Genomic DNA, 21563 nt, shown 5'->3' on the forward strand with positions numbered 1-21563 from the left:
ACTTACGGTACATCTTATGTCGGAACTGAAAGTACATGCAAGCGCGTGAGAACATGAACCCATGGTTCAAATAGAAGAAATTCGAAATTCGTTCGTAGCGCGCTTAAAGCAATCCCTGTCTGAGGCCGGGATTCCAGAGTGGGGGGCGGGTGTTCGCCTAGCAAAAATGGCGAAGGTGACTCCGAAGGCCTGTAGTAAGTGGCTCAACGGAGAATCAATGCCTGGGGGCGCCAAGATGCTCGCCTTGGCCACGGCGCTTAACGTAAGGGTTGAGTGGTTGGAATACGGCCGCGGCGAAATGCGCGAGTCGCCTGTCGCTGTCACTGATGAAGGCCGCACTCCCCCGCGCAGCTTCGATCTAAACGACGAACCCGGCTATACCGGCGTCCTCCAGCTGACGGCGCGCGGATCAACCGGTGATGGCGACGACAACCCGCATGTCGAGATCCGCGGCGTCATGGCATTCAAGTCGGCCTGGCTGCGCGCAAACAACCTAAACCAGAAGCACCTGGATGTGATCTACGCCAGCGGCAACAGCATGGAGCCGACCATCAACGACGGCGACGTACTGCTGGTGGATGAGTCAAGGGTTGAGCCGAAGGACGGTCAGATATTCGCGATGCAGAGCGAATCGAAGGGAACGATTGTGAAACGCTTAGTGAAGTCGGACTTCGAAGGTTGGATCATTCGAAGCGACAACCCGGACAAGACGCGCTACGGCGACGAGACCCTGCGTGATGGGGAGATAAATGAGGTTCGCATCATCGGGCGTGTGGTTTGGCGCGGCGGGATGCTGTAAATCGAAGAGGTTTGTAATGGAATACAAGGCTAGCACACAGGATTGGCCAGCTACTGATTTAGTAACTCACTTCAAGTTCTGCGCCACTATGCAACTGCGTACTCCTTTTAGAATTCTCGAAAGGCATGGTGATACCCACTGGGACAGGTCTAAGCGACCGCCAACTATAATCAGGGAGGCGTGGCAGGGCATATGGATACCTTGCACTGCATTTTCTGATCGCATGGCAACAACTTCGATGATGGCTTCCGAAATAGGTCCTATCCACACAAACGGATCTGATTTCCACAGGTTTCTCCTTGTCATACGACACATTGCCGAGAACACCACAGGCGTTGAAAAGCGACATGCTGCTATATGCGCCGAATGTGAGCGCGACTCGTGGACAGAAATTGTGAATCGGCTGAATGGGCCTAGAAGCATTGCTGACAGATTTACAGATCGAGTGCGCAAGACCTGACCAGCGCAGCGCGTAACTGAGCCCGCCATTGAGCGGGCTTTTTTGTGCCTCCAATAAAAATATGTACTTTTGGTACTTGACCAATATGAACCATTGGTACATATTGGCCCCATCGAGTCACCCAACAGGGACTCGCCAGGGCCTCAGGGCCTGACCGCTCTTTAACAGTCTGACGTGACCACCGCGACGTACCCAGGCCATTACCTGGGTCGGAAGAAGCTAAATCGCCGCCCATGCAGCCTCTGGATAGCTGCCGTACTCCCTCATGTGAGTACGCGAAACCACGCACAAACCGGCAAAGCATCGAACACGAAATGTGCTAACGCCGGTGAGAGACGACTCGGACCAGCGCGTGGTGGAGACAACAGATTTCCTCGATGACCTTGGCGACAGGGTCATCCGGAAAATCAACGGAGGTAGTGAGATGGGAAAATTTGAGAACTTACCCGAACAGCTGATGGCTGTATTTATGCTCGGGTTTCCAGTGGCAGGCTTGCTTATAGGTGCCGTCCTCGTTGGCCTTGTGTGGCGAAAGGCCTGGGCCTGGATTGACGATGCGGAGGCCGGGCGCAACCCGGTTCTGGAGTTTATGGCGCGGATGCGTGGATGGACGCCGTATACAACGGAGGGCAATGGCTACCAATGGTGGAAAGACAAAAAGGACTCAACGCAAACGGAGGTTCTGCTGCCGTTTCTTGGGTTGTTCTTTTTCTCACCTCTCGCGGTCTTCCTCGCTATCAAGCTTTACCCAGTCGTCATGGCCGCCATGACACTTGTTGCGGTCGCTTTTGTGGCTCGGTTCGCCCGCCGGCACAAGAAATTGTTCGACAAGCACCTCAAAGATCCCGAAGCGCACAAATGACGGACCTTTTCACTGATGCCCATCCAGAGCGGTGGGCATCGGGAAAACAACCGCACAATCGAGGATCACTATCATGGACTAGCCAATAGCTGCCCGACGCCACATGCGCCCGGCAGTCACGTACGAAGGTAAAAGCCCGGGCAATGTTCGGGCTTTTTTATGCGCCTCTATTGCGTCAGCACACACCCCGCGCCCATCGGCAACCATCGGGAGGTATGTGTGCTGACGAATACAGGTGAGCCAACGAATGGAGAGAGTCATGAGCATTCAAGACGGAGGCCCAGCCTTCCCGGTCGCGGATTACGACCACATGGTTTTTGAGCCGAAGACAGTCGCCGAAACGAAGCGTGATCTGTCCGGGATGAGCCTGCGCGACTACTTCGCGGCAAAGGCTCTGCAGGGTATTTGTGCAAGCGGTCCAGGAGCTGACTGCGACAACGCTTTTATTGCTCGAGAGTCCTACGGCCTTGCCGACGCCATGCTCGCCGCCCGATCCGCCTAACCCCAAACACTGGAGGTCGCCATGGCCGAAGAGCTTGTAGCTCATGTTTGCAAGATCTGCGGCAGTGCCTGGCCCAAGCGGAAGAAGGCAAAGCTGCACGTCAACCTAAAACACCGCGACCGCGTCTACGCCCAGCACGGGCCGGGACAGCATGTCGAATACCTTTGGCTGGATTTGGAACACTGGAGGCCGCCATGAGCGATTGGATTAAGTGCAGCGACAGGCTGCCAGAACATGGCGTCAACGTTCTGGTGTTCGCTATGGGAATGACCAAAAAGAAGAATTACACAACCGCCACGTTATGCAGCATCCAGCGTGACTTCAGGGATGAAGACAGCCCCTACGAAGATCATTGGTATCAGACAGTAGCTATTTCCCGCGAGCTTCTTGGAATAACCCACTGGCAGCCCCTCCCCGCCCCGCCCACCGACTAACGCCACCATGGAGGCGACCATGAACGCAGCATTGAAGATATGCCAAGAGCGTTTCGACGCTCAGTTGCCTCCAGAGATCAGCGAGGCAAATCCGGAGCAGGAGTGGCTGGAACACTCGGCGGAACAGCTGGTGTGCGGCGTCGATATCAAGTGGAAGCGCCGCCACGGCCAGCCGCAAGTGGTTACGTTTGACCGATTCTGCACTTACCTGCAAGGCCACCTGAACCAACGCCAGATCGACGGCCTGGACGAGCGCGACTCACTTGCCCGGCTGTTCCTATCGTCGATCCTCGGCGGCCAGGCAGATTCACGCGGACATGCAGCTGACCTTATCGGCCAGCCCCGCCCCATCGAAGCCGCAGAGAAGATCGCCATGGACCTGCTCAGGCCCTACGCCGCCGAAGCTGTAGCGGCCGAGCGGGAAGCGGCCGAAGACGACGTGGATGCAGAGCTGTGAGCCCGCACGTCGCGATAACCACCGCCCTTCTCGCTCTTGAGCATCCGGACACGACAGATCTGGCCGAGTCGCTGACTGAGGGCCTGATTGTCCGCCACTTCACTTCCGGCGCCATCAACGCCGAAGAGTTCCACCACTACAGCGCCTGGCTGCTGAAGATCAGCCGGCAGCGCAAGGAGGCTGCATGACCACGCCAATAGTGAAAACGCTGATCGACGAGCAAATCGAAGAGCTGCCCGCCGACCGCATGATCCTGGCCTTCACTCACACCAAGTGGCTGGGCGCACTGTCGCTGGCACATGACGCAGGCATCCCAAATGTCCATGCCTGGAGCGGCCGGGCCTGCATGTGCGGTGAGTGGACTGTCGCTTATGAGGTGAAGGTATGAAGCTCAGAAGGTTCGACGCGACTGACGCCGCGCGCATTCGCGCAGCGCAGAGCAAACGCAATAATCGAATCGAGCGCAACTACCGTAACGAAGCTTCTCAGGGGCGGGAGCCCGAGGGTTTGCAGCGGATCGGCAAAGTTTGGAAAGCAGAGTGCAGATCGTGCGGGAATGACTACGTGTTCGACTGCGATGCGCGTGAGTTCAACCCCGATTACAGCTACTGCGGCGGTAGCGAGCGGTGCATACCATGACGACCCGCCAAGCCATCCGCCTGACCTCGGCCATCGTCGGCCTGACCTTCATCGCAGTTGTATTCCTGGGCCCGGCCATCGGCGGCCTGATCACCCAATAACCAACACCTTCAATCGCTGCGAGCATCGCGGCAGGGAGTCACTGTGTCCGCAGTAATTAAACACGCCGAGCACATGCCGGCGATCTCCGAGGACGCACTCGTCGAGGTTCTGAGCGGCAGCCTGTACCCCGGCGCCGCGCACAACTCTGTCGTGATGGTGCTGGCGTACTGCAAGGCGGCTCAGCTTGATCCGATGCTTAAGCCGGTGCACATCGTCCCGATTTACCAGAAGGGCCGCGGCATGGTCGATGTGGTGATGCCTGGTATTGGCTTGTACCGCATCCAGGCAGCGCGCACAGGGCAATACGCCGGGATCAGCGATCCCGAGTACGGGCCGTCGATCACTGCGAAGCTGGCCGGTGTCGACGTCACTTACCCGGAGTGGTGCCGGGTCACCGTCAAGCGCCAAATGTCGAACGGACTTGTTGCCGAGTTCACCGCCAACGAGCGTTGGCTCGAAAACTACGCGACTGCGAGCAAGGACAGCGCTGCGCCCAACTCTATGTGGAAGCGCCGCGCATTTGCACAACTTGCCAAATGCGCCGAAGCGCAGGCCTTGCGCAAAGCATTCCCTGAAGTCGGGTCCGCCCCTACCGCTGACGAGATGGAAGGAAAGTCGTTCGAGGAGGCCGCCAAAGACGTCTCGCCGGCGCGGCCGGCTCCACCAAAACCAGACGCCAAGCCTGCCTACCCCGACGAACTGATGACTGAAAACATCGAGAAGTGGCAGCCGCTGATCGACGCCGGCCGTACCAGTCCGGAGCACATTATTTCCAATGTCATCAGCAAGTACTCATTGCGCGATGACCAGATCGAAACCATCACCAACCTCAAAGCCCTCGATGGAGACGCAGCATGAAAATTCACAACGTAGCCCAAGGCTCCGCCGAGTGGCTTGCCCTCCGCGCCCAGTACCGCACCGCCTCCGAAGCCCCGGCAATGATGGGCGCTTCGAAGTACCAAACCCGGACCGATTTGCTGGCGGCCAAGAAGACCGGCATCACGCCCGATGTCACGCCGTCTCAGCAGTTCATCTTCGACAAGGGCCACGCTACTGAAGCCCTGGCCCGCCCACTGACTGAAGCGTTGATCGGCGAAGAGCTGTATCCAATCGTTGCCACCGAGGGCAACCTGCTGGCCTCCATGGACGGCGCAACGATGCTCGGCGAGACACTGTTCGAGCACAAACTGTGGAATGAGTCGGTCGTAGCCCAGGTGAAAGCCGGCGACCTGGCTCCGCATTACTACTGGCAGCTTGAGCAGCAACTGCTGGTGAGCGGCGCTGAGCGGGCCATCTTTGTTTGCTCGGACGGCACGCCGGAGAACTTCGTGCACATGGAATACCGGCCGGTGGCCGGGCGCGCGGCACAGCTGATCGAAGGCTGGAAACAGTTCGAGGCAGACCTGGCCAACTTCGAAATGGCCGACGCGCCTTCAATCGTAGTCGGCAAGGCGCCTGATGAGCTGCCAGCCCTGCGTATCGAACTGACCGGCATGGTCACCGCCAGCAACCTGAAGGTGTTTGAAGACTCGGCCCTGGCGGTCATCGACACGGTGAAAACTACACTCTCCACCGACCAGGACTTCGCCGACGCGAAGAAGGCCGTCAAATGGTGTGGTGACGTTGAAGAGGCTGTCGCTACCGCCAAGAAGCAGGCCCTGTCGCAGACACAAAGCATCGACGAACTGTTCTCGTCGCTGGATCGTATCAGTGCCCACGCCCGCGAGACGCGCTTGAAGGTCAATAAGCTCGTGCAGGCCCAGGAGCTATTGGTGAAGACCACCATCAAGCAAAAGGCCGAGCTCGCACTTGCGGAACACATCGCCGGGATCAACAGGACGTTGGGCCAGGTGGCGCTGCCTCAGGTGCAAGTCGACTTCGCTAGCGCAATGAAAAACAAGCGCACCATCGCCAGTCTCCAAGACGCGGCCGATACCGAACTGGCCCGGGCAAAGATCGACGCAAGTCAGGCAGCGGACAGCATTCGATTGAACCTGACCAGCCTGGCGGAGCTCGCCGTTGATTACGCCTTCTTGTTCAGCGACGTGCAGCAGCTGGTCACCAAAGCCAACGATGACCTTGTTACGCTGATCAAATTCCGAATCTCCGAACACCAGAAGGCGGAGAAGGAAAAGGCCGACGCGAAGCGCATTGCTGAAGAACAGGAAGCCCAGCGCCTGGCGGCCATCAAGCCAGAGCCGGTCGTGGAGAAGGTGGCGACACCAGAGCCTGTCCGCACCGCTCCGGTACAGGCGGCACCCGTCGGCCAGGCCACAAAGCCTGCGGCGAGCCACACCGTGGAGCAGGTAGCGCTGCAGGCCAACGTGACAGACTTCGAGGCCCTGGTGAAAGCCGTGGCATATGGTCAGGCGCCGATCACCGTCCTCTTGGTCAACTGGGAAGCGCTAGACGCGATGGTCGCGGCGCAGGGATCAACCTTCAGCATGGCCGGGGTGACGCTGGCCAAGGCGGCAGCATGATCAGCAACCACCTCAGCCTGGTCGAGGCACTGCGCCCGGCCTCGGATGAACTGGCGGCCCAGGTCGCCGAGTTCGTGGCAGTCGGCGGCGAGATCGAGCAGGCCCCGGCTTACAACTACAAACCCAAGCCCATCACCTACAGCAACCAGATGCCGCCCGCGCCAAAGCCATTCGTGCGCCGCCGCGTCGAACCGGTACCGGAAAGGCTGCCCACCAAGCTTGAAGAGCAGATCGAAGCGCGCAAGCAACGCTTGGCGAAGGTGATGGAGCTCGGCATCAGCCGCCGGAAGGTCTGCGGGAAGCTCGGGATCAACACGAAGACGCTGGCCCGCATCCTCGCAAATCACGCGATCGACTATCCATTGTCGGCTCCAGGCGGAAAACGATGCGCCGCATAGCCCGCACCCAGCAACGCAAACGTCAAACCTGGCTCGCACTGCCGGCCAGCGGAATAGAAGAGGTAGGCCATGGCTGCCGCGCAGAAAGAACGATCGGCAAAGACTGCGGCGAGGCGAAAGACTCGCGGCGAGGAAGAATTGCGACTCCACACCATGGCCGGCACCCGCCAGGCCTTGGCTGACCTGATGGCCTGGAACGGAATTGAGGAACAGGGCGAGGCCATGACGCTGATGATTCACCACCTGCACGGCCTGGGTCCAGTGGAGTCGGCGCAGTTTCTTGCGCCGCCGCGACACGAAATCACGATAAGCGAAAACGTGTCGCGGAAGTTGGAGCTGGCATATCAGCGACAGGTTATCCAGGCCTTTAACTTTGAGGAGGATTTCGCGGACTGAATCTTGCCGATGGCGTTCGCTCTGGCGGGGATATAGAGAATCCAACAACAGCTACCGTCGAATAATAAGAGGGCTCGTCAGCTCCGTTTATTGATTCCGCTCCGACATGCAGCAGCAAGCCGTCATGCTGTTGGAGTAGATGATTGATATCCCAATCAATCATTGTTCCGAATGAGTGACCGCAAAATGGACAGCCTGAGTGCTCGTCCGTGCTCAATCTAACCGTGTGCTTCACGCTTGAAAGATCCATCAATTCTCCTTAATCCGGCCCCATGCCGGCCACCCGTAATACCCCAACCCAAACCAAATTGCCACCACCGGCCACCGGAGGGCGGCGCCTGACTGGAGATAGTCCATGAGCAACTACATGTACAAGACCACCGCCCCAGCCGTGGTTGCGGCGGTCATCACCTGGGAAACCAAGCGCAAAGAGTGGGACGCCCAGCGCGCCAAACTTGGCCAGGTGTTCGGGGGTGCGGCCTCGCCGATGAGGTCAGGTAATCGAAGCTACGTCGGCGGCGTGAAGATCAGTGATAGCCGCGAACTAGACGTGCACTGGTGCCGCCCCGACCAGTACGACTACCGCGCCCTGCGTTCAAGCGCCAAGCCGGCGAAAGGAACACCAAAGGAAGCGCGCGCCGTCCAGGTCGTCGAGCATGAGCGCCTTTCGGCACTGTGGAAGGAGCATTGCCCCGCCAGTATCGACATGGACGAGGCATGGGAGGCGATCGGCCTGAACCCCGGCGCGCTGTGGATGTGCGGCGGTGTGTTCTTCGAGTTGGACGGGGTCGTGTACCTGAACCTCGGCCTACGTCTTGAGGACGGAAACGAGAACATCGAGGGCGCCGCCGAAATTCTGGGTAGCGAATTTGAAGCCGCACGCCAGCGAGTGCTGGGACAGCGCCAGGCCGCGTAAACCGTCCAGCACGCCGGTCACCCGTAATACCCCATATCAACGAATCACGCCAGCGCGAATTTCGCCACGTCATGGTTTATGAGAACTCTTTAGAACGTATCGATTTTGTAAGGCTTTTTATTTTTCCGACTATCTCATCGCATTGTGCATATGCAGTTCGTTCAGCGGCATGAATTAATTGCATTGCAACAACTTTATCCTCAAGCAAGTCAAAAAATTTATATTCATAGGTTCTAATCACCTGCGAAAGCTCATCGTGCAACAGAAATAGTTCTCGCTGAAATTTAGTTACAACAAACAGTTCGCACTCATCAATTGCGCGTCCCATTTCTGTATCCGCTGAAACCCACGCCTGTTCTGCCTCTGAGGCTCGCTCCTCCATTTTTGGAAATTGCCCTGCGATTAAACCGTTAATTCTAATTTGATTCCTTGTAAAAAACCGCACATGTCTGCCGGCGCACTGAATATTGTCAGACGCCAGTTTCAGCCGCGCCAAGCATTCAAACTTCTTACTATGCCGGAACTGTGTCCTCCAACTTTTAAGCGCAAGAATCGCCGCTACACAGGCAGCGACAGTAGCGACATAGCTAATACACTCCAAAGATTCTTTGAGGGAACCGAACCCGGAGACACCATCTTTAGAACTTAGCAATATCGGAGACCAAACTACGCCAGCCATAAATATAAGAATACAACCAATCCACACCACAGTATCCGATTTCAAATTGCCTCCTTGGAAACCACTCGATATTTCGTAGAGGATACCTTATGTCCGCACAACAAAAGAAACACCCCTTCGATTTCAAAACCCAATACGGACTCGGCTTCAACCCTCAGGACGATGAGATCGTTGTCGACTTCTTCTGTGGTGGAGGGGGCGCCGGTACCGGGCTGGAAATGGGCCTGGGCCGCGCGGTGAACGTGGCGAAGAACCACAGCCCGCAAGCGATCAGCATGCACACAGTGAATCACCCCGGCGCACAGCACTTCACTACCGACGTGTTCGAGGGTGATCCAGGCACCGAGTGCGGCGGCAAGGCCGTCGGATGGTTCCACATGTCGCCGGACTGCACGCACCACTCCCAGGCAGCCGGCGGCCAGCCGCGCAAGCGCGAGATCCGCAACCTCTCGTGGATCGGCTTGAAGTGGGCAGGCAAGAAGCGGCCCCGGGTGATCAGCCTGGAGAACGTGAAGCAGATCCTGCAGTGGGGCCGATTGATCGCCAAGCGCGACAAGGCCACCGGCCGCGTGGTGAAGCTCGGCGGCGACGTTGCTGCGCCTGGTGAGGTTGTGCCGGTTGGCCAGCAGTTCCTGATTCCCGATCCAAAGCAGCGCGGCCGCACCTGGCGCCGCTTCGTGGCCCTTCTGGAAGGAATGGGCTACGTCGTTGAGTGGAAGGTGATCAAGGCTTGCGACTTCGGCGCACCGACCAGCCGGGAACGCCTGTTCATGATTGCCCGGTGCGACGGCCAGCCGATCGTGTGGCCTGAGCCGACCCACGCCAAGAACCCCGCCAAGGGCCAGCAGAAGTGGAAAACGGCCGCTGACTGCATCGACTTTACCGACCTGGGCAAAAGCATCTTCGGCCGCAAGAAAGACCTGGCACCGGCCACCCTGCGCCGCGTTGCCAAGGGCATGAAGAAATTCGTCATCGACAGCGCGGCACCGTTCATTGTGCCGATCGCCAACTGGTCAGGAGAAACGGTGCAGTCGGCCGGCGAGCCACTGCGCACGATCACCTCCTACCCAAAGGGCGGCGCCTTTTCGATGGTCAGCCCGATTATTGCCCCGGCTACACACCAGGGCAGCGACCGCATCAATGACCCGCTTGAGCCGCTGCCCACCGTGACCTGTGCAAACCGTGGCGAGCTGACGTTGATCAGTCCTACGTTGATTCAGTCGGGCTACGGTGAGCGACCAGGGCAAGAGCCGCGAGTCCCAGGCCTGAACCAGCCACTGGGCACGGTGGTTGCCGGCGGCGTTAAACACGCACTGACCAGCTCAATCCTGGTGGGGGCTGGTGGGCCAGAGTATGCCGGTCACCCAGTTACAATAGATCAACCAGTCGGCACGCTCATGACTCGCAGTCACCGCGCGATCGCAGCAGCGCACCTGGTGAAGTTTCGATTCAACGACGCGGGCAAGGCGCTGGACGAACCACTGCCGACCATCACCAGCGGCGGCAACTATCAGCGCCCGGCAGGGGCCGCGCACGCCATGGGCATATCCACGGTGTTCATGGCCCAGATGAATGGCGGCTTCAACGCCACCGACGCCAAGAGCATCGAAGACCCGATGACCACGGTGACCAACACCGGCAGCCAGCAACAGCTGGTGGCGGCGAACCTGGTGCACTTGCGCGGCAACTGCGATGCCCGGAACGTCAATGACCCGCTGCACACCGTCAGCGCCGGCGGCCAGCACCACGGGTTGGTCAGCGCATTCATGGAGCGGGCATTCGGCGGCAGCATTGGCCAGGGCCTCGATGATCCAGCGCCGACCATCACCGCCGGTGGTGGCGGCAAGAGTTCGCTGGTGTCGCTCACCCTCTCGCCAGAGCATGAAGCAGGCGCCCTTCGGGTTGCCGCCTTCCTGATCAGCTACTACGGAACCGAGAACATCAGCGCCTGCGATGCGCCCGCGCCGACAATCACCACCAAGGACCGCCTGGCCATGGTCACCGTTATGGTCAAGGGCACGCCCTACGTGATCGTCGACATCTGCCTGCGGATGCTGAAGCCGGCCGAGTTGTACAAGGCCCAGGGCTTTCCAGCCGACTACATCATCAACTACGGCGCCGACGGCAAGCCGTTCACTAAGACCCAGCAGGTGCACATGTGCGGCAACAGCGTCAGCCCGCCACCGATGGCTGCATTGGCCAGGGCCAACGACCCATGGCGCGGCGAGCAACGCCAATCACACGCCGCGTAACTCCACCACTCCACCGCCCGGGCATGGCCCATCAAGGGCTCCCCGTGAAACGGATTTACCTGAGCGTTCCCATTACCGGCTTAACTATCAGTCAACACAGACTTTGGAGCTGAGTTGACGAAATCATTCCACGAGTTATAAGCGTCGCGGTGACTCTTAGAAGCCTCATCCCAAACGGGCCCGGTAACCTCTTTCATCGATACCAGCTTCATCATCCGCGTAGTAGCGGCGTCTAGCTCAATCAAGAGTTCATGTGATTTATAACGAAATTCTTCAATGCTGCTCATATCTAAGGCCCTTTGCTAAAAAGGAAGCTCAAAAGTGAGACCTGTCTTGGTCAGCTCTTACTGCAATGACTCGCGGGTCAAAGAAAATACTCAAAGAGAGAGATGAACGGTAGGTTTTAGTGATAACTCTCGGACGCCGCTTGCGCTCTTCTCAAAAAGCCGTCCCATGCTTCTGTAGCATTGAAATGTCGACGGGTGGCATCAAGCCACGTCGCACCAGTCATTTGGTTTTTTGCAATCATCAGCATCAGCTCATTGGCGGCCAGCTCGAGCTCTTCTAAGAGGTGGTCTACCTCAGCGCGATAATCTTTCAAAATCTCGCCTTTGATGATTTATAGCTTACTTGACCGACCGCCCGATCTTGTAGATCGGCGTGTAACGGCAGTAGCGACAGAGCCCGCAGGCACCTTCAGTCTGGCTGTCTCCAACCCCCAGGCGAGAGCATTCGTCATAGTGTAAGAACTGAGCGAATCGAAAGCCTCTTCATAAATCATCGTTCCTGTGATGCCGTAGACGCCCACGAATAACTGTGTTCGACCAAGGAGCGACATCCTGACTTGGACATTGATTTGGGCGCCGTCAGCCTGTCGTTCGTCAACAGAACGGCAGTGAATAGCAGAATTAGCCCATTCGCAGTAAACCTTGCCTCGATTTCTCATTTGAACCGCCATGATGGTGAGGAGGCGATTATGCGGTTTGGATTGGACCACACATAGCTGTAAGCAAAAATATCTGTCCCTTCAATCCCCTTCAAAGTCAGCCGCTATAGCGGCAAGGACGAAGTCATGCCTGAAGAAACTCAAAAAGCCTGGCCGGATCACTACCGCTACATCGATACCATTGGCCCGGAAGGTTTGGAGGTGCACTGCATCACCTATCAGGTGATCGGCGAAACCGCGCAGTGCTTCTACATCGGCGATACCCATACCTGCGACCTGGTCAAAGGCCCGCAATACAGCTGGACAGCTGAGGCGGTTAAGAAGCGCAGAAAGCGCGTGCTGAAAGACGGTGGCAACTGGGGCCGTCGATTCGCCTACACCGACAAGGCGTTGGCACTGCGCTCTTACAAGGCACGCAAGGCCTGGCAGCTGCGACACGCTCGTCTGTCAATGGAGCGGGCCCAGGCGGCTATCGGGTACTTCGGCGATGGCCGGGCCGAAAGCGAGATACCTGCCGCGGTCGTGACCATCCCGAACGAATACATCCAGGGCTTGAACTGGGAGGATTACTGATGATCATCGACGACGTAATGACCGACAAAATCACCCTGCACGGCCTTGGGTTTGTGCAGGTACAGCTGGAAGGTAATCAACGCCTGCACGTCTGGCACCCAGAACTGCCCCGCCGGGCGTGCTTCAAGGATTCGGCAATCCATGATCACCGGTTTAACTTTACCTCCCGCGTGATCGTCGGTGCACAGATCAACCACGAGTATGACCTGCAGCGCCATGACGAAGGCGAATTCATGCTGTACCTACACGAGGGTGCTCGGACTGCCGGTGGCGGCCGGCCGTGGACACCGGATGGTCGGGCAAATCTCGTGCGCGCCTACTCCGGCGTTATCGTGGCTGGCAACGATTACAACACGCAGGCCTACCAGTACCACCGCACCGAGCCCGGCGGCGATGGTCGGGTGGCTACGATCATGGCAAAGCGCGGAGATTATCCGGCGGGCGCCCACTCGACCTGCACCTACGGCGTGGAACCAGACACCGACTTTGATCGATACCAGTGGTCACCGGCCCAGCTCTGGGAAATTGTCTCCGACGTGATGCTCGGCCAGCGGGTGAACCCATGATTGCTACCAAAGAACGCCCCGTCCTGTTTGCAGCACCGATGGTGCGCGCCATTCTGGAAGGCCGGAAGACGGTAACGCGGCGACCGGTCAAGGTTCAGCCGCACATTGATGCCAGTGGCAATTTCTGCGTAGGTAACTCCAACTACGGCCAGGACGGCTACGGCAAGCCTGTAACCAAGCACTTCGTCAACAGCTGCTGCCCCTTTGGCAAGCCCGGTGACCGGCTGTGGGTGCGCGAGACCTGGGCGGCAGACGCACAGGTCGACGCGGTCGCGCCGCGAGACCTGAGCCAAGGCGAACCGATTCATTACGCAGCGGACGGGGCTGCCAGGCAAACCGGATGCGCGATGATCAAGCCAGGTAAGGGCCGCCCGTCCATCCATATGCCCCGCTGGGTCAGCCGCATCCTGCTGGAAATTACAGCAGTGCGCGTCGAGCGGTTGCAGGACGGCGAAGGTGAGACGGCCTTCGAAAGCCGCTACATCGCCGAGGGCATCAACCGAATCCATCAGGGCGACGGCGATTATGCTTCCCACCCCTTCAAGTCCGAGCCAGGCCCAGGCAACTGGACTGACCCGTTCGACGCCTGGCGCGAACTGTGGGTAGGGATCAACGGCGCCGAGTCGTGGAACTCCAACCCGTGGGTCTGGGTGGTCGAGTTCAAGCAGGTGACACCGTGACCGCCACCCTCTGGTTCGCCTACGTCTTCATCTACAAAGGGCAAGCGTGCGCGAACGCAAGAAGTCAAACGTTGCGGTAGATGCCAAGGCGCATGGTGGAAGGGATAGGCGACAGCTTCGTCGCTGTAAGCATCATTGCTCTTGCCACACCAAAGGCCAGGGCTGTGGTCATAGATTCCCCCGGTCGCTCTTTGTAGTACTCCTCAAAAAGGATGCTGCCACTTCCGCTGTAAGCGCTCACAAATAACTGAACTGTACCTGTTCGAGAGGTGCGAACTTGAACGTCGATCTGTCCCCCATCTGGAAGCAAGCCATCGTGACACCGGGCATGAAGCTCGCAGTCAGACCAATCCCAAAACACCCGCCCTCGTTTCTTCACAAACATGACGTTGGCCCGCATTAAAGAGTCCGCACTTGTACTCCTTTTTCAGGCGGATAAGTGATTTAACTCAATCTTATTGAACCTTCTGCAAATTTGGCGGCACTCCCCAGCCTTGCACCCCCCCCTACATGCCTGCCGGTGAGCGGCGGGCAGAGGTATCCCTATGACCAAAGATCAGCTCCAGGAACTATCCGCTGCGGTATCGCGTGCGGTCGAAGCCGGCAAGGCAGCCGCTGCAGCTGCGCCAGATGACGGCGGTAGTGCGAACCTTGATCGCGTCTATCTGTGCGACTTGAAAGGCACACGCGAGAAAACGTTGCTCGGCGCCGGCATCGAAGGCTACATGCAGCCGGCCAGCACTTACCGAAGCCGTGGCTTCCATCTGCCAGCGCCGTTTAACGGCCAAGGTAGTCGTCGCTACGCCGGCGTCCAGGCCATGAGCAAATCCCTCAAGGCCGACGGCATCCCCCACTCCATCTGGTACCAGGTGGACTGACCACTCACACCCACCTTCTGCCGCCCAGCGCGGCAAGGACACCCCATGTTCGCTATGAAACTCACCCTGATTCTGCTGGGCGCTTTGCTGTACCTGGTAGGAACACTCGGCTGGTTCTTCTGGGCAGTGCCTTACCTGCTGGACACCGGCGACACCGAGGCACTGACCTACGCATTCGCCGGCACCTGCGCCTGGCTGCTGATTACCTTTGGCCTGGCAATCCACATCATCAAGACAGCGCGGCCCACTGTGGGCGGCGGGAGGTAGGTATGGCAGCAGCAGAACAGCTAAAAGACGGGATCACTGGCGACAAGGTGCCCGAGGCACAAATGGCCGAGATCCTGGGCACCACCCTCGCCGCCCTGCGCTCCAAGCGTGCCAGAAAGCAGATACCTGAAGGTGTCTGGAACACCCATTGCGGCAGGATCATCTACAGCATCAGGAGATATTACGAATGGCTCGAAAGCCAATGGGTTTGCCCGCAGGAATGGACCTCCACCACGGATCGATCCGCATCCGCTTTATGTGGAACGGCAGCCGGCGGAGTGAAACGCTCCCCTATCCCCCGACACAGAAAGGAATCAAGTCTGCCGCACAGGTTGTTGATCAAGTAAGAGGCTTGATAAAGCTGGGGCTGCTCGACGACGACAAATATGCCGAGCTTTTCCCGAGTTCCAGCAACCTCGCCGGCGGGAAGATCAACTTCGGCGAATACGCGCAGCTCTGGCTGGACAGCCGTGAGGTGGTGGTCGGCACGAAGGCGAACTACAAGGGAGCACTGAACAGGTACTGGATGCCGGGGCTGGCCCTGGTGCGGATCGACCTGATCACTACCACCCTGCTCCGCCGGGTAATGGCCGCCAGCGAGTGGAAGTCACCAGGCGTTAAGCGCAATGCCATCTCGAAGCTGTCCACCATCATGAATTCAGCCGTATCTGAAGAACTGATCCCAAAGAATCCAGCGGCAATCCTTGAGCTGCCCAAGCGCAGCAAAAAGGAAATTGATCCCTTCACGCTTGAAGAAGCAAACCAGATCATCGCGAAGATGTATCAGCACGACCACTGGCCCAGCACGATCTATGCGGCGTTTTTTGAGTTTGTGTTTTTTACAGGAATGCGTCTGTCCGAAGCCCTGGCTATGCGCTGGGATGCGGTAGACGAAGATAAGAGGACGGCCCACGTGTGTCGCGGGATCGCCTTGGGGGAAGTGGTGGAACGTACGAAAACTGGCGGAGATCGCTTCGTTTTGTTGAATGACCGCGCCATGCACGCTCTGCAATTTGCCAGGGAGTACGCAGAACGTCGGAAAAAAGGGAAAGGCAAGGTGCTAGAAACGCCTTTCATTTTTCCGCCTTCAAAAAACGCGGAGTACGTGAAACAGACATCTGACCTACACAAACAGTGGGTTCCGACGCTAAAAGCGCTGAATATCCGTCGTCGGCCGCCATACAACTGTCGTCACACCTATGCGACAATATGCATTATGTCTGGCATGAACCCCGCCTTCATTTCCCAGCAGCTCGGCCATAGTGTGCAGATGCTGCTCTCGACTTATGCGCGTTGGATCAACTCAAGCTCGGACTGGAGCGAAATGGAAAAGCTCCAGATTGGTCCCAAATTGGTCCCAGCTCAAATAAGCGCACCCTAAGCTATTGATAGGTAAAGTAATTGATCTCCACAGCTAACATCACCATGCAGTTCGGCGCCAAGCCGCTCTTCGAGAACGTCTCGGTCAAGTTCGGCGCCGGCAACCGCTATGGTTTGATCGGTGCCAACGGTTGCGGCAAGTCGACCTTCATGAAAATCCTCGGCGGCGACCTCGAGCCGTCCGGCGGCCAGGTCATGCTGGAGCCGAACGTGCGCCTGGGCAAGCTGCGCCAGGACCAGTTCGCCTACGAACAATTCACCGTGCTCGACACCGTGATCATGGGCCACGAGGAGCTGTGGAGGGTCAAGGCCGAGCGTGACCGCATCTACTCGCTGCCGGAAATGAGTGAAGAAGACGGCATGGCCGTGGCCGAGCTGGAAACCGAGTTCGCCGAGATGGACGGTTACACCGCCGAATCCCGCGCCGGTGAGCTGCTGCTGGGCCTGGGTATTCCGCTGGAACAGCATTTCGGCCCGATGAGCGAAGTGTCGCCCGGCTGGAAGCTGCGCGTATTGCTGGCCCAGGCGCTGTTCTCCGATCCGGAAGTGCTGTTGCTCGACGAACCGACCAACCACCTGGACATCAACACCATTCGCTGGCTGGAAAACATCCTCACCCAGCGCTCCAGCCTGATGATCATCATCTCTCACGACCGTCACTTCCTGAACAGCGTGTGCACCCACATGGCTGACCTGGACTACGGCGAGCTGCGCCTGTTCCCGGGCAACTACGACGAGTACATGACCGTGGCGACCCAGTCCCGCGAGCAACTGCTGTCGGACAACGCCAAGAAGAAGGCGCAGATCTCCGAGCTGCAATCCTTCGTCAGCCGCTTCTCGGCCAACGCCTCGAAAGCCAAGCAGGCCACTTCCCGTGCCAAGGCGATCGACAAGATTCAACTGGCCGAGGTCAAGCCGTCGAGCCGCGTGAGCCCGTTCATCCGTTTCGAACAGAACAAAAAGCTGCACCGTCAGGCGGTCATGGTCGAGAAGATGGCCAAAGGTTTTGACGGCAAGCCGTTGTTCAAAGACTTCAGCTTCCAGGTTGAAGCCGGCGAGCGCGTGGCGATCATCGGCCCGAACGGTATCGGCAAGACCACCCTGCTGCGCACCCTGGTCAACGAACTGACCCCGGACGCCGGCAGCATCAAGTGGACCGACGCTGCGGAACTGGGTTACTACGCCCAGGACCACGCCCATGACTTCGAAGACGACGTCACCCTGTTCGACTGGATGGGCCAGTGGACCCAGGGCGAGCAGATGATTCGTGGCACATTGGGCCGCATGCTGTTCTCCAACGACGAAATCCAGAAGTCGGTAAAAGTCATCTCCGGTGGTGAACAAGGTCGCATGCTGTTCGGCAAGCTGATCCTGCAAAAGCCGAACGTGCTGATCATGGACGAACCGACCAACCACTTGGACATGGAATCCATCGAAGCGCTGAACCTGGCGCTGGAGAACTACCCGGGCACGTTGATCTTCGTCAGCCACGACCGTGAGTTCGTATCGTCCCTGGCCACCCGCATCATCGAGCTGAGCGCCAGCGGCGTGATCGACTTCAGCGGCACCTATGACGACTACCTGCGCAGCCAGGGTGTGGTGTTCTAAGAGCAGCACTCAGCTGCAAGCTGCAAGCTGCAAGAAAAAGCCCTGTCCCTGTGACAGGGCTTTTTTCATGCACACTACTGCTCGCGAAAAACCTCAGAGCACCGCGCAGAATCGGGCAACCCGCATTATCGTTGACGTTCTTCGCGAGCAAGCTCGCTCCTACAGTCGTGCGGGATATGCCATGATGCTTCTACCGCCCGCCAGCGATTGACTATTCATGCCCGCCGCCCCCTCCTCCCTGTCGATCACGCTGCAGATCGTCTCCATCGTCTTCTACACCTTTATCGCGTTTATCTGCATCGGCCTGCCGATTGCGGTGATTCCAGGCTATGTGCACGAGCATCTGGGCTACAGTGCGGTCATTGCCGGCGTCACCATCGGTTCGCAGTACCTGGCCACCTTGCTCAGTCGGCCAATGGCCGGGCGCATGTCGGACAACGTCGGCACCAAGCGTGCGATTGTGCTGGGCCTGGCCGGTATTCTGATCAGTGGGGTACTGACGTTTATCGCCGTACTGCTTGAGCACGTGCCGGCGCTGAGCCTGGCTATCCTGATCGTTGGTCGGCTGTTGCTGGGCGTGGCCCAGGGCCTGATTGGCGTAGGCACCATCAGCTGGTGCATGGGCGCGGTCGGTACCGAGCATACGGCCCGCTCGATCTCCTGGAACGGCATCGCCTCCTACGGCGCTATCGCCATTGGCGCGCCGCTGGGGGTGGTGATGGTGGCTGATTACGGCTTCGCCAGCCTGGGCCTGGCACTGGCAGGGTTGGCCGCGCTGGGCCTGGTGCTGATCCGCAATAAGCCTTCGGTACCGGTGGTGCGCGGCGAGCGCCTGCCGTTCTGGGCGGTGTTCGGCCGTATCGCACCGTTTGGCGCCAGCCTGTGCCTGGCCTCGATTGGCTATGGCACGCTGACCACCTTTATCACCCTGTATTACCTGAATCGCGGCTGGACCGGCGCGGCGTACTGCCTGACGGTGTTCGGCGCATGTTTCATTCTGTCGCGCCTGGTGTTTATTTCCGCCATCACCCGCGTGGGTGGTTTTACCGCCGCCATCGCCTGCATGCTCATCGAAACCCTGGGCCTCACGCTGCTGTGGTTGGCGCCGTCGACCGGCGTGGCGTTGATTGGCGCGGGGTTGACCGGCGTCGGTCTGTCACTGGTCTACCCGGCGCTTGGCGTGGAAGCCATCAAGCGTGTGCCGGACAGCAGCCGGGGCGCGGGGCTCAGTGCGTATGCGGTGTTTTTCGACCTGGCCCTGGCGATTGCCGGGCCGTTGATGGGCGCCGTGGCACTGAACCTCGGCTACGGCTGGATCTTCTTCTGCGCGGCGCTGCTGTCAGTGACCGCGCTGGCACTGACCGTGCAGCTCAAGCGTCGCGCTTACTGATCAGCGGTCTGTAGCCCGGCGCGCGTCGCCTCGCCGAGTGTGTGACTGAAAAAGCGCCCGGCTTCGGAGACCAGGTCGCGGTGGATGCCCTCACGGTCGACGCCATCGGCATCGGTACAGATGGCCGGCATCGTCGCCAATTGATCGCTGTCACACGGCGCCATGAACACGAAGTGCCCTGCCCCGGCCAGCAGTTTGAAGTCCGGCGGCTCCGGCAGTTTACGCGCCAGGGCGGCGGCGTTCTTGTCCACGGCCACCAATTGGTCACCATCGCCGCTGTAGAGCAGCACCGGCACGTGCACGTCGGCCAGGGTGTGACGACCGAACATCAGGCTCAGCGGCGCCATCAGCATCAGCGCATGGATGCGCGGATCGGCCTGGGGCTGCAAGTCGTCGCGGTCGACCACCAACTCGCCTTTGGTGGTGCAGGCGTCACGGTCCTCCGGGCGCTGCTGGCAATAGCGGCGCAAGCGCTCGAAATCCGGTTTGGCACCTGCCAGGATCAACGCGGTTTCGCCGCCGGCCGAATAGCCGATCACGCCCACCTGGTCGATATCAACGAAGGGCGACAGCATCGGGTCGTTCAACGCCGCTGTGATCGCCTGGGAAATCTGGATCGGCCGACCATACAAATTGCTCACGGTGCCCAGGCGGCTGTGGTCCTTGTAGTTGTCACCGGGGTGCAGCACCGCCACCACCACAAAGCCCTTGCGCGCCAGCGAGGTGGCCAGGTCATGCAGGGCCAGCGGCGTGCCGGTGTTGCCGTGAGACAACATCAGCATCGGGAAACGGCCGATGGCAACCTTGGCGTCTTCGCCCGCAGCCACATGGTAGGCGCCGCCCAATGTGGTGGTGTGCTCGGCGTCGGTGGACGGGTAAAACGCAATGGCCTTCATCGGCTGAGAATCCAGCGGGTCGAGAATGCTCATGCGATGAAAGCCCACACTCCAATGCGGGTGCGGCGCAGGCGCGGCCTGCACTGAAAGCAGGCCGCTGCACAGGGAAAGAACCAAAACAGCACAGAGACGCATCATGGGATGTCCACCTTTGCTGCATGAGAACCGGCAGGCCGTCTAAAAATTCCCGGGTATTGAACCCACGTCTGCATAACCTGGGCCATAACGGGAAAACTCCGTACTCCGCTCGCGCTCAGGCGATCAGAATACAGAGTTTAGGCGCACGGCTTCAGATTGAAACCGGGCAAAGCGAACATTTACACAAGCCTTACGCGGCAGCGAACAATTGCTCGCTGATCAGCACATTGGCGTCGCTCAACGCTTTGCTGCGCACTTCGTCGCCATAGGCCAGGCCTTCGGCGCGTACGATTTCGATATCGGTGATGCCGAGGAAGCCAAACAGCAGCTTCAAGTAGCCTTCATGGGCCGCACCGGATGCCTGGCCGGCATGCAGGCCGCCAGCGGTGGAGACGATGATGACTTTCTTGTTGCCGCACAGGCCTTCAGGACCGGCTTCGGTGTAGCGGAAGGTCTGGCCGGCGACGGCGATGCGGTCGATCCAGGCTTTGAGCTGGGTCGGGATGGTGAAGTTGTACATTGGCGCACCCACCACCACGGCATCGGCGGCGAGGAATTCGGCCAGCGACGATGCACTCAGTTCGGCTTCATGCTTTTGCGCCGCGTCGCGCAGTTCGGCGGCGGTGCCCAACGCGCCCAGGGTCGCGCCGGAGAAGTGGTTGATCCCTTCGCTGGCCAGGTCACGGTACGTCACTTCCACACCCGGCTCGGCGGCTTGCCATGCCTTGACCACGCCAGCGCTGAGCTGACGGGACGCCGAGTTGTCGCCGAGAATGCTGGAATCGATATGCAGTAGTTTCATGGTGGATCTCCGAGGTGGGATCGACAGGGGCGATCAGATGGTGGTGATGCTACGCATGAAACC

At 59.0% G+C, this 21563-nt stretch carries 29 protein-coding genes; 24 read left to right on the plus strand and 5 right to left on the minus strand.

Annotation, left to right across the window (positions count from 1 at the left end; all coding sequences use genetic code 11):
- Window positions 1-61 precede the first annotated feature (61 nt).
- From BFQ04_RS11025 to BFQ04_RS11085, 14 genes are all read left to right on the plus strand, one after another.
- The gene (locus BFQ04_RS11025; protein ID WP_083217962.1) at window positions 62-799 is read left to right on the plus strand and encodes a S24 family peptidase; all 738 of its coding nucleotides are present in this window, start codon (window positions 62-64) and stop codon (window positions 797-799) included.
- 815 nt (window positions 800-1614) lie between these two features.
- Window positions 1615-2121 (plus strand): hypothetical protein, encoded by a 507-nt coding sequence (locus tag BFQ04_RS11030; protein ID WP_139111919.1) that lies wholly within the window; start codon window positions 1615-1617, stop codon window positions 2119-2121.
- A 259-nt stretch (window positions 2122-2380) separates the two neighbouring features.
- Window positions 2381-2623 carry a hypothetical protein gene (locus BFQ04_RS11035; RefSeq protein ID WP_065950845.1) on the plus strand — a complete coding sequence of 81 codons (243 nt, stop codon included), beginning with the start codon at window positions 2381-2383 and terminating at the stop codon, window positions 2621-2623.
- 21 nt (window positions 2624-2644) lie between these two features.
- The gene (locus BFQ04_RS29655) at window positions 2645-2821 is read left to right on the plus strand and encodes a hypothetical protein (RefSeq protein ID WP_175413277.1); all 177 of its coding nucleotides are present in this window, start codon (window positions 2645-2647) and stop codon (window positions 2819-2821) included.
- Complete coding sequence (locus BFQ04_RS11040) at window positions 2818-3057, plus strand: DUF551 domain-containing protein (RefSeq protein ID WP_065950846.1); 240 nt, start codon at window positions 2818-2820, stop codon at window positions 3055-3057. The genes BFQ04_RS29655 and BFQ04_RS11040 overlap by 4 nt, the downstream gene beginning before the upstream one ends.
- A 19-nt stretch (window positions 3058-3076) precedes the next feature.
- The gene (locus tag BFQ04_RS11045) at window positions 3077-3514 is read left to right on the plus strand and encodes a hypothetical protein (RefSeq protein ID WP_065950847.1); all 438 of its coding nucleotides are present in this window, start codon (window positions 3077-3079) and stop codon (window positions 3512-3514) included.
- Window positions 3511-3702, plus strand: a complete 192-nt coding sequence (locus BFQ04_RS11050) for a hypothetical protein (protein ID WP_065950848.1) — start codon at window positions 3511-3513, stop codon at window positions 3700-3702. Before BFQ04_RS11045 ends, BFQ04_RS11050 begins: the two co-directional genes overlap by 4 nt.
- Window positions 3699-3902, plus strand: a complete 204-nt coding sequence (locus BFQ04_RS11055; protein WP_065950849.1) for a hypothetical protein — start codon at window positions 3699-3701, stop codon at window positions 3900-3902. Before BFQ04_RS11050 ends, BFQ04_RS11055 begins: the two co-directional genes overlap by 4 nt.
- Window positions 3899-4153: a hypothetical protein gene (locus BFQ04_RS11060; protein ID WP_065950850.1), complete on the plus strand. Its 255-nt coding sequence runs from the start codon at window positions 3899-3901 to the stop codon at window positions 4151-4153. The genes BFQ04_RS11055 and BFQ04_RS11060 overlap by 4 nt, the downstream gene beginning before the upstream one ends.
- Window positions 4154-4327: 174 nt before the next feature.
- Window positions 4328-5113 carry a phage recombination protein Bet gene (gene bet, locus BFQ04_RS11065; RefSeq protein ID WP_371914496.1) on the plus strand — a complete coding sequence of 262 codons (786 nt, stop codon included), beginning with the start codon at window positions 4328-4330 and terminating at the stop codon, window positions 5111-5113.
- Window positions 5110-6735: a YqaJ viral recombinase family protein gene (locus BFQ04_RS11070; RefSeq protein ID WP_065950851.1), complete on the plus strand. Its 1626-nt coding sequence runs from the start codon at window positions 5110-5112 to the stop codon at window positions 6733-6735. The genes bet and BFQ04_RS11070 overlap by 4 nt, the downstream gene beginning before the upstream one ends.
- On the plus strand, window positions 6732-7133 hold the full coding sequence (locus tag BFQ04_RS11075; RefSeq protein WP_065950852.1) for a hypothetical protein: 402 nt from the start codon (window positions 6732-6734) through the stop codon (window positions 7131-7133). The genes BFQ04_RS11070 and BFQ04_RS11075 overlap by 4 nt, the downstream gene beginning before the upstream one ends.
- A 69-nt stretch (window positions 7134-7202) precedes the next feature.
- The gene (locus tag BFQ04_RS11080; RefSeq protein ID WP_065950853.1) at window positions 7203-7529 is read left to right on the plus strand and encodes a hypothetical protein; all 327 of its coding nucleotides are present in this window, start codon (window positions 7203-7205) and stop codon (window positions 7527-7529) included.
- Window positions 7530-7884: 355 nt separating this feature from the next.
- Entirely contained in the window at window positions 7885-8445 is a 561-nt protein-coding gene (locus BFQ04_RS11085; protein WP_065950854.1) for a hypothetical protein, read from the plus strand.
- Between the two features lie 76 nt (window positions 8446-8521).
- Here BFQ04_RS11085 and BFQ04_RS11090 read toward each other — a convergent pair whose 3' ends face one another.
- Window positions 8522-9169, minus strand: a complete 648-nt coding sequence (locus BFQ04_RS11090) for a hypothetical protein (RefSeq protein WP_065950855.1) — start codon at window positions 9167-9169, stop codon at window positions 8522-8524.
- Window positions 9170-9213: 44 nt separating this feature from the next.
- Here BFQ04_RS11090 and BFQ04_RS11095 point away from each other — a divergent pair, with 44 nt between their 5' ends.
- Window positions 9214-11376, plus strand: coding sequence for a DNA cytosine methyltransferase (locus BFQ04_RS11095; RefSeq protein WP_065950856.1), 2163 nt, complete (start codon window positions 9214-9216; stop codon window positions 11374-11376).
- A 403-nt stretch (window positions 11377-11779) separates the two neighbouring features.
- Here BFQ04_RS11095 and BFQ04_RS11105 read toward each other — a convergent pair whose 3' ends face one another.
- Window positions 11780-11977, minus strand: a complete 198-nt coding sequence (locus tag BFQ04_RS11105) for a hypothetical protein (protein ID WP_083217963.1) — start codon at window positions 11975-11977, stop codon at window positions 11780-11782.
- 471 nt (window positions 11978-12448) lie between these two features.
- Between BFQ04_RS11105 and BFQ04_RS11110 the strand changes: the two genes are divergently transcribed.
- Genes BFQ04_RS11110 through BFQ04_RS11120 form a run of 3 tightly spaced genes read left to right on the plus strand, consistent with a single transcriptional unit; the run spans window position 12449 to window position 14141 of the window.
- Window positions 12449-12895 (plus strand): hypothetical protein, encoded by a 447-nt coding sequence (locus BFQ04_RS11110; protein ID WP_065950859.1) that lies wholly within the window; start codon window positions 12449-12451, stop codon window positions 12893-12895.
- Window positions 12895-13461 carry a hypothetical protein gene (locus tag BFQ04_RS11115; RefSeq protein WP_065950860.1) on the plus strand — a complete coding sequence of 189 codons (567 nt, stop codon included), beginning with the start codon at window positions 12895-12897 and terminating at the stop codon, window positions 13459-13461. Before BFQ04_RS11110 ends, BFQ04_RS11115 begins: the two co-directional genes overlap by 1 nt.
- Entirely contained in the window at window positions 13458-14141 is a 684-nt protein-coding gene (locus BFQ04_RS11120; protein ID WP_065950861.1) for a hypothetical protein, read from the plus strand. Before BFQ04_RS11115 ends, BFQ04_RS11120 begins: the two co-directional genes overlap by 4 nt.
- A gap of 64 nt (window positions 14142-14205) precedes the next feature.
- Here the strand turns inward: BFQ04_RS11120 and BFQ04_RS11125 are convergent, their stop codons facing one another.
- Window positions 14206-14526, minus strand: a complete 321-nt coding sequence (locus BFQ04_RS11125) for a hypothetical protein (protein ID WP_065950886.1) — start codon at window positions 14524-14526, stop codon at window positions 14206-14208.
- A gap of 160 nt (window positions 14527-14686) precedes the next feature.
- Between BFQ04_RS11125 and BFQ04_RS11130 the strand changes: the two genes are divergently transcribed.
- The 6 genes from BFQ04_RS11130 (at window position 14687) to BFQ04_RS11150 (ending at window position 19664) form a co-directional block, all read left to right on the plus strand.
- On the plus strand, window positions 14687-15019 hold the full coding sequence (locus BFQ04_RS11130; RefSeq protein WP_065950862.1) for a hypothetical protein: 333 nt from the start codon (window positions 14687-14689) through the stop codon (window positions 15017-15019).
- A 45-nt stretch (window positions 15020-15064) separates the two neighbouring features.
- Window positions 15065-15286, plus strand: a complete 222-nt coding sequence (locus BFQ04_RS11135; protein ID WP_065950863.1) for a hypothetical protein — start codon at window positions 15065-15067, stop codon at window positions 15284-15286.
- 2 nt (window positions 15287-15288) lie between these two features.
- The gene (locus tag BFQ04_RS29980) at window positions 15289-15633 is read left to right on the plus strand and encodes a hypothetical protein (protein WP_256544577.1); all 345 of its coding nucleotides are present in this window, start codon (window positions 15289-15291) and stop codon (window positions 15631-15633) included.
- A complete protein-coding gene (locus tag BFQ04_RS11140) occupies window positions 15543-16667 on the plus strand; it encodes a tyrosine-type recombinase/integrase (RefSeq protein ID WP_256544578.1) in 1125 nt (374 codons plus the stop codon). Before BFQ04_RS29980 ends, BFQ04_RS11140 begins: the two co-directional genes overlap by 91 nt.
- Before the next feature lie 20 nt (window positions 16668-16687).
- Window positions 16688-18274, plus strand: a complete 1587-nt coding sequence (locus tag BFQ04_RS11145) for an ABC-F family ATPase (protein WP_082632055.1) — start codon at window positions 16688-16690, stop codon at window positions 18272-18274.
- Between the two features lie 217 nt (window positions 18275-18491).
- Window positions 18492-19664 carry an MFS transporter gene (locus tag BFQ04_RS11150; RefSeq protein WP_065950865.1) on the plus strand — a complete coding sequence of 391 codons (1173 nt, stop codon included), beginning with the start codon at window positions 18492-18494 and terminating at the stop codon, window positions 19662-19664.
- Here the strand turns inward: BFQ04_RS11150 and BFQ04_RS11155 are convergent.
- On the minus strand, window positions 19658-20698 hold the full coding sequence (locus BFQ04_RS11155; RefSeq protein ID WP_065950866.1) for an alpha/beta hydrolase family protein: 1041 nt from the start codon (window positions 20696-20698) through the stop codon (window positions 19658-19660). The genes BFQ04_RS11150 and BFQ04_RS11155 overlap by 7 nt on opposite strands.
- 190 nt (window positions 20699-20888) lie before the next feature.
- Window positions 20889-21500 carry an FMN-dependent NADH-azoreductase gene (locus BFQ04_RS11160; RefSeq protein ID WP_065950867.1) on the minus strand — a complete coding sequence of 204 codons (612 nt, stop codon included), beginning with the start codon at window positions 21498-21500 and terminating at the stop codon, window positions 20889-20891.
- Window positions 21501-21563: the final 63 nt, after the last annotated feature.

It is taken from the genome of Pseudomonas sp. 37 R 15, from assembly GCF_900004865.1.
In the GTDB taxonomy this organism is placed as follows: Bacteria; Pseudomonadota; Gammaproteobacteria; order Pseudomonadales; family Pseudomonadaceae; genus Aquipseudomonas; species Aquipseudomonas fluorescens_AM.

What these genes read in the sequence shown, in the direction of transcription:
- BFQ04_RS11025 (WP_083217962.1), top strand. Translation starts at nt 62, where the DNA reads ATGGTTCAAATAGAAGAAATTCGAAATTCGTTCGTAGCGCGCTTAAAG.
- BFQ04_RS11035 (WP_065950845.1), top strand. Translation starts at nt 2,381, where the DNA reads ATGAGCATTCAAGACGGAGGCCCAGCCTTCCCGGTCGCGGATTACGAC.
- BFQ04_RS29655 (WP_175413277.1), top strand. Translation starts at nt 2,645, where the DNA reads ATGGCCGAAGAGCTTGTAGCTCATGTTTGCAAGATCTGCGGCAGTGCC.
- BFQ04_RS11040 (WP_065950846.1), top strand. Translation starts at nt 2,818, where the DNA reads ATGAGCGATTGGATTAAGTGCAGCGACAGGCTGCCAGAACATGGCGTC.
- BFQ04_RS11045 (WP_065950847.1), top strand. Translation starts at nt 3,077, where the DNA reads ATGAACGCAGCATTGAAGATATGCCAAGAGCGTTTCGACGCTCAGTTG.
- BFQ04_RS11055 (WP_065950849.1), top strand. Translation starts at nt 3,699, where the DNA reads ATGACCACGCCAATAGTGAAAACGCTGATCGACGAGCAAATCGAAGAG.
- BFQ04_RS11060 (WP_065950850.1), top strand. Translation starts at nt 3,899, where the DNA reads ATGAAGCTCAGAAGGTTCGACGCGACTGACGCCGCGCGCATTCGCGCA.
- bet (WP_371914496.1), top strand. Translation starts at nt 4,328, where the DNA reads ATGCCGGCGATCTCCGAGGACGCACTCGTCGAGGTTCTGAGCGGCAGC.
- BFQ04_RS11070 (WP_065950851.1), top strand. Translation starts at nt 5,110, where the DNA reads ATGAAAATTCACAACGTAGCCCAAGGCTCCGCCGAGTGGCTTGCCCTC.
- BFQ04_RS11075 (WP_065950852.1), top strand. Translation starts at nt 6,732, where the DNA reads ATGATCAGCAACCACCTCAGCCTGGTCGAGGCACTGCGCCCGGCCTCG.
- BFQ04_RS11080 (WP_065950853.1), top strand. Translation starts at nt 7,203, where the DNA reads ATGGCTGCCGCGCAGAAAGAACGATCGGCAAAGACTGCGGCGAGGCGA.
- BFQ04_RS11085 (WP_065950854.1), top strand. Translation starts at nt 7,885, where the DNA reads ATGAGCAACTACATGTACAAGACCACCGCCCCAGCCGTGGTTGCGGCG.
- BFQ04_RS11095 (WP_065950856.1), top strand. Translation starts at nt 9,214, where the DNA reads ATGTCCGCACAACAAAAGAAACACCCCTTCGATTTCAAAACCCAATAC.
- BFQ04_RS11110 (WP_065950859.1), top strand. Translation starts at nt 12,449, where the DNA reads ATGCCTGAAGAAACTCAAAAAGCCTGGCCGGATCACTACCGCTACATC.
- BFQ04_RS11115 (WP_065950860.1), top strand. Translation starts at nt 12,895, where the DNA reads ATGATCATCGACGACGTAATGACCGACAAAATCACCCTGCACGGCCTT.
- BFQ04_RS11120 (WP_065950861.1), top strand. Translation starts at nt 13,458, where the DNA reads ATGATTGCTACCAAAGAACGCCCCGTCCTGTTTGCAGCACCGATGGTG.
- BFQ04_RS11125 (WP_065950886.1), bottom strand. Translation starts at nt 14,526, where the DNA reads ATGTTTGTGAAGAAACGAGGGCGGGTGTTTTGGGATTGGTCTGACTGC.
- BFQ04_RS11130 (WP_065950862.1), top strand. Translation starts at nt 14,687, where the DNA reads ATGACCAAAGATCAGCTCCAGGAACTATCCGCTGCGGTATCGCGTGCG.
- BFQ04_RS11135 (WP_065950863.1), top strand. Translation starts at nt 15,065, where the DNA reads ATGTTCGCTATGAAACTCACCCTGATTCTGCTGGGCGCTTTGCTGTAC.
- BFQ04_RS29980 (WP_256544577.1), top strand. Translation starts at nt 15,289, where the DNA reads ATGGCAGCAGCAGAACAGCTAAAAGACGGGATCACTGGCGACAAGGTG.
- BFQ04_RS11140 (WP_256544578.1), top strand. Translation starts at nt 15,543, where the DNA reads ATGTGGAACGGCAGCCGGCGGAGTGAAACGCTCCCCTATCCCCCGACA.
- BFQ04_RS11150 (WP_065950865.1), top strand. Translation starts at nt 18,492, where the DNA reads ATGCCCGCCGCCCCCTCCTCCCTGTCGATCACGCTGCAGATCGTCTCC.
- BFQ04_RS11155 (WP_065950866.1), bottom strand. Translation starts at nt 20,698, where the DNA reads ATGATGCGTCTCTGTGCTGTTTTGGTTCTTTCCCTGTGCAGCGGCCTG.
- BFQ04_RS11160 (WP_065950867.1), bottom strand. Translation starts at nt 21,500, where the DNA reads ATGAAACTACTGCATATCGATTCCAGCATTCTCGGCGACAACTCGGCG.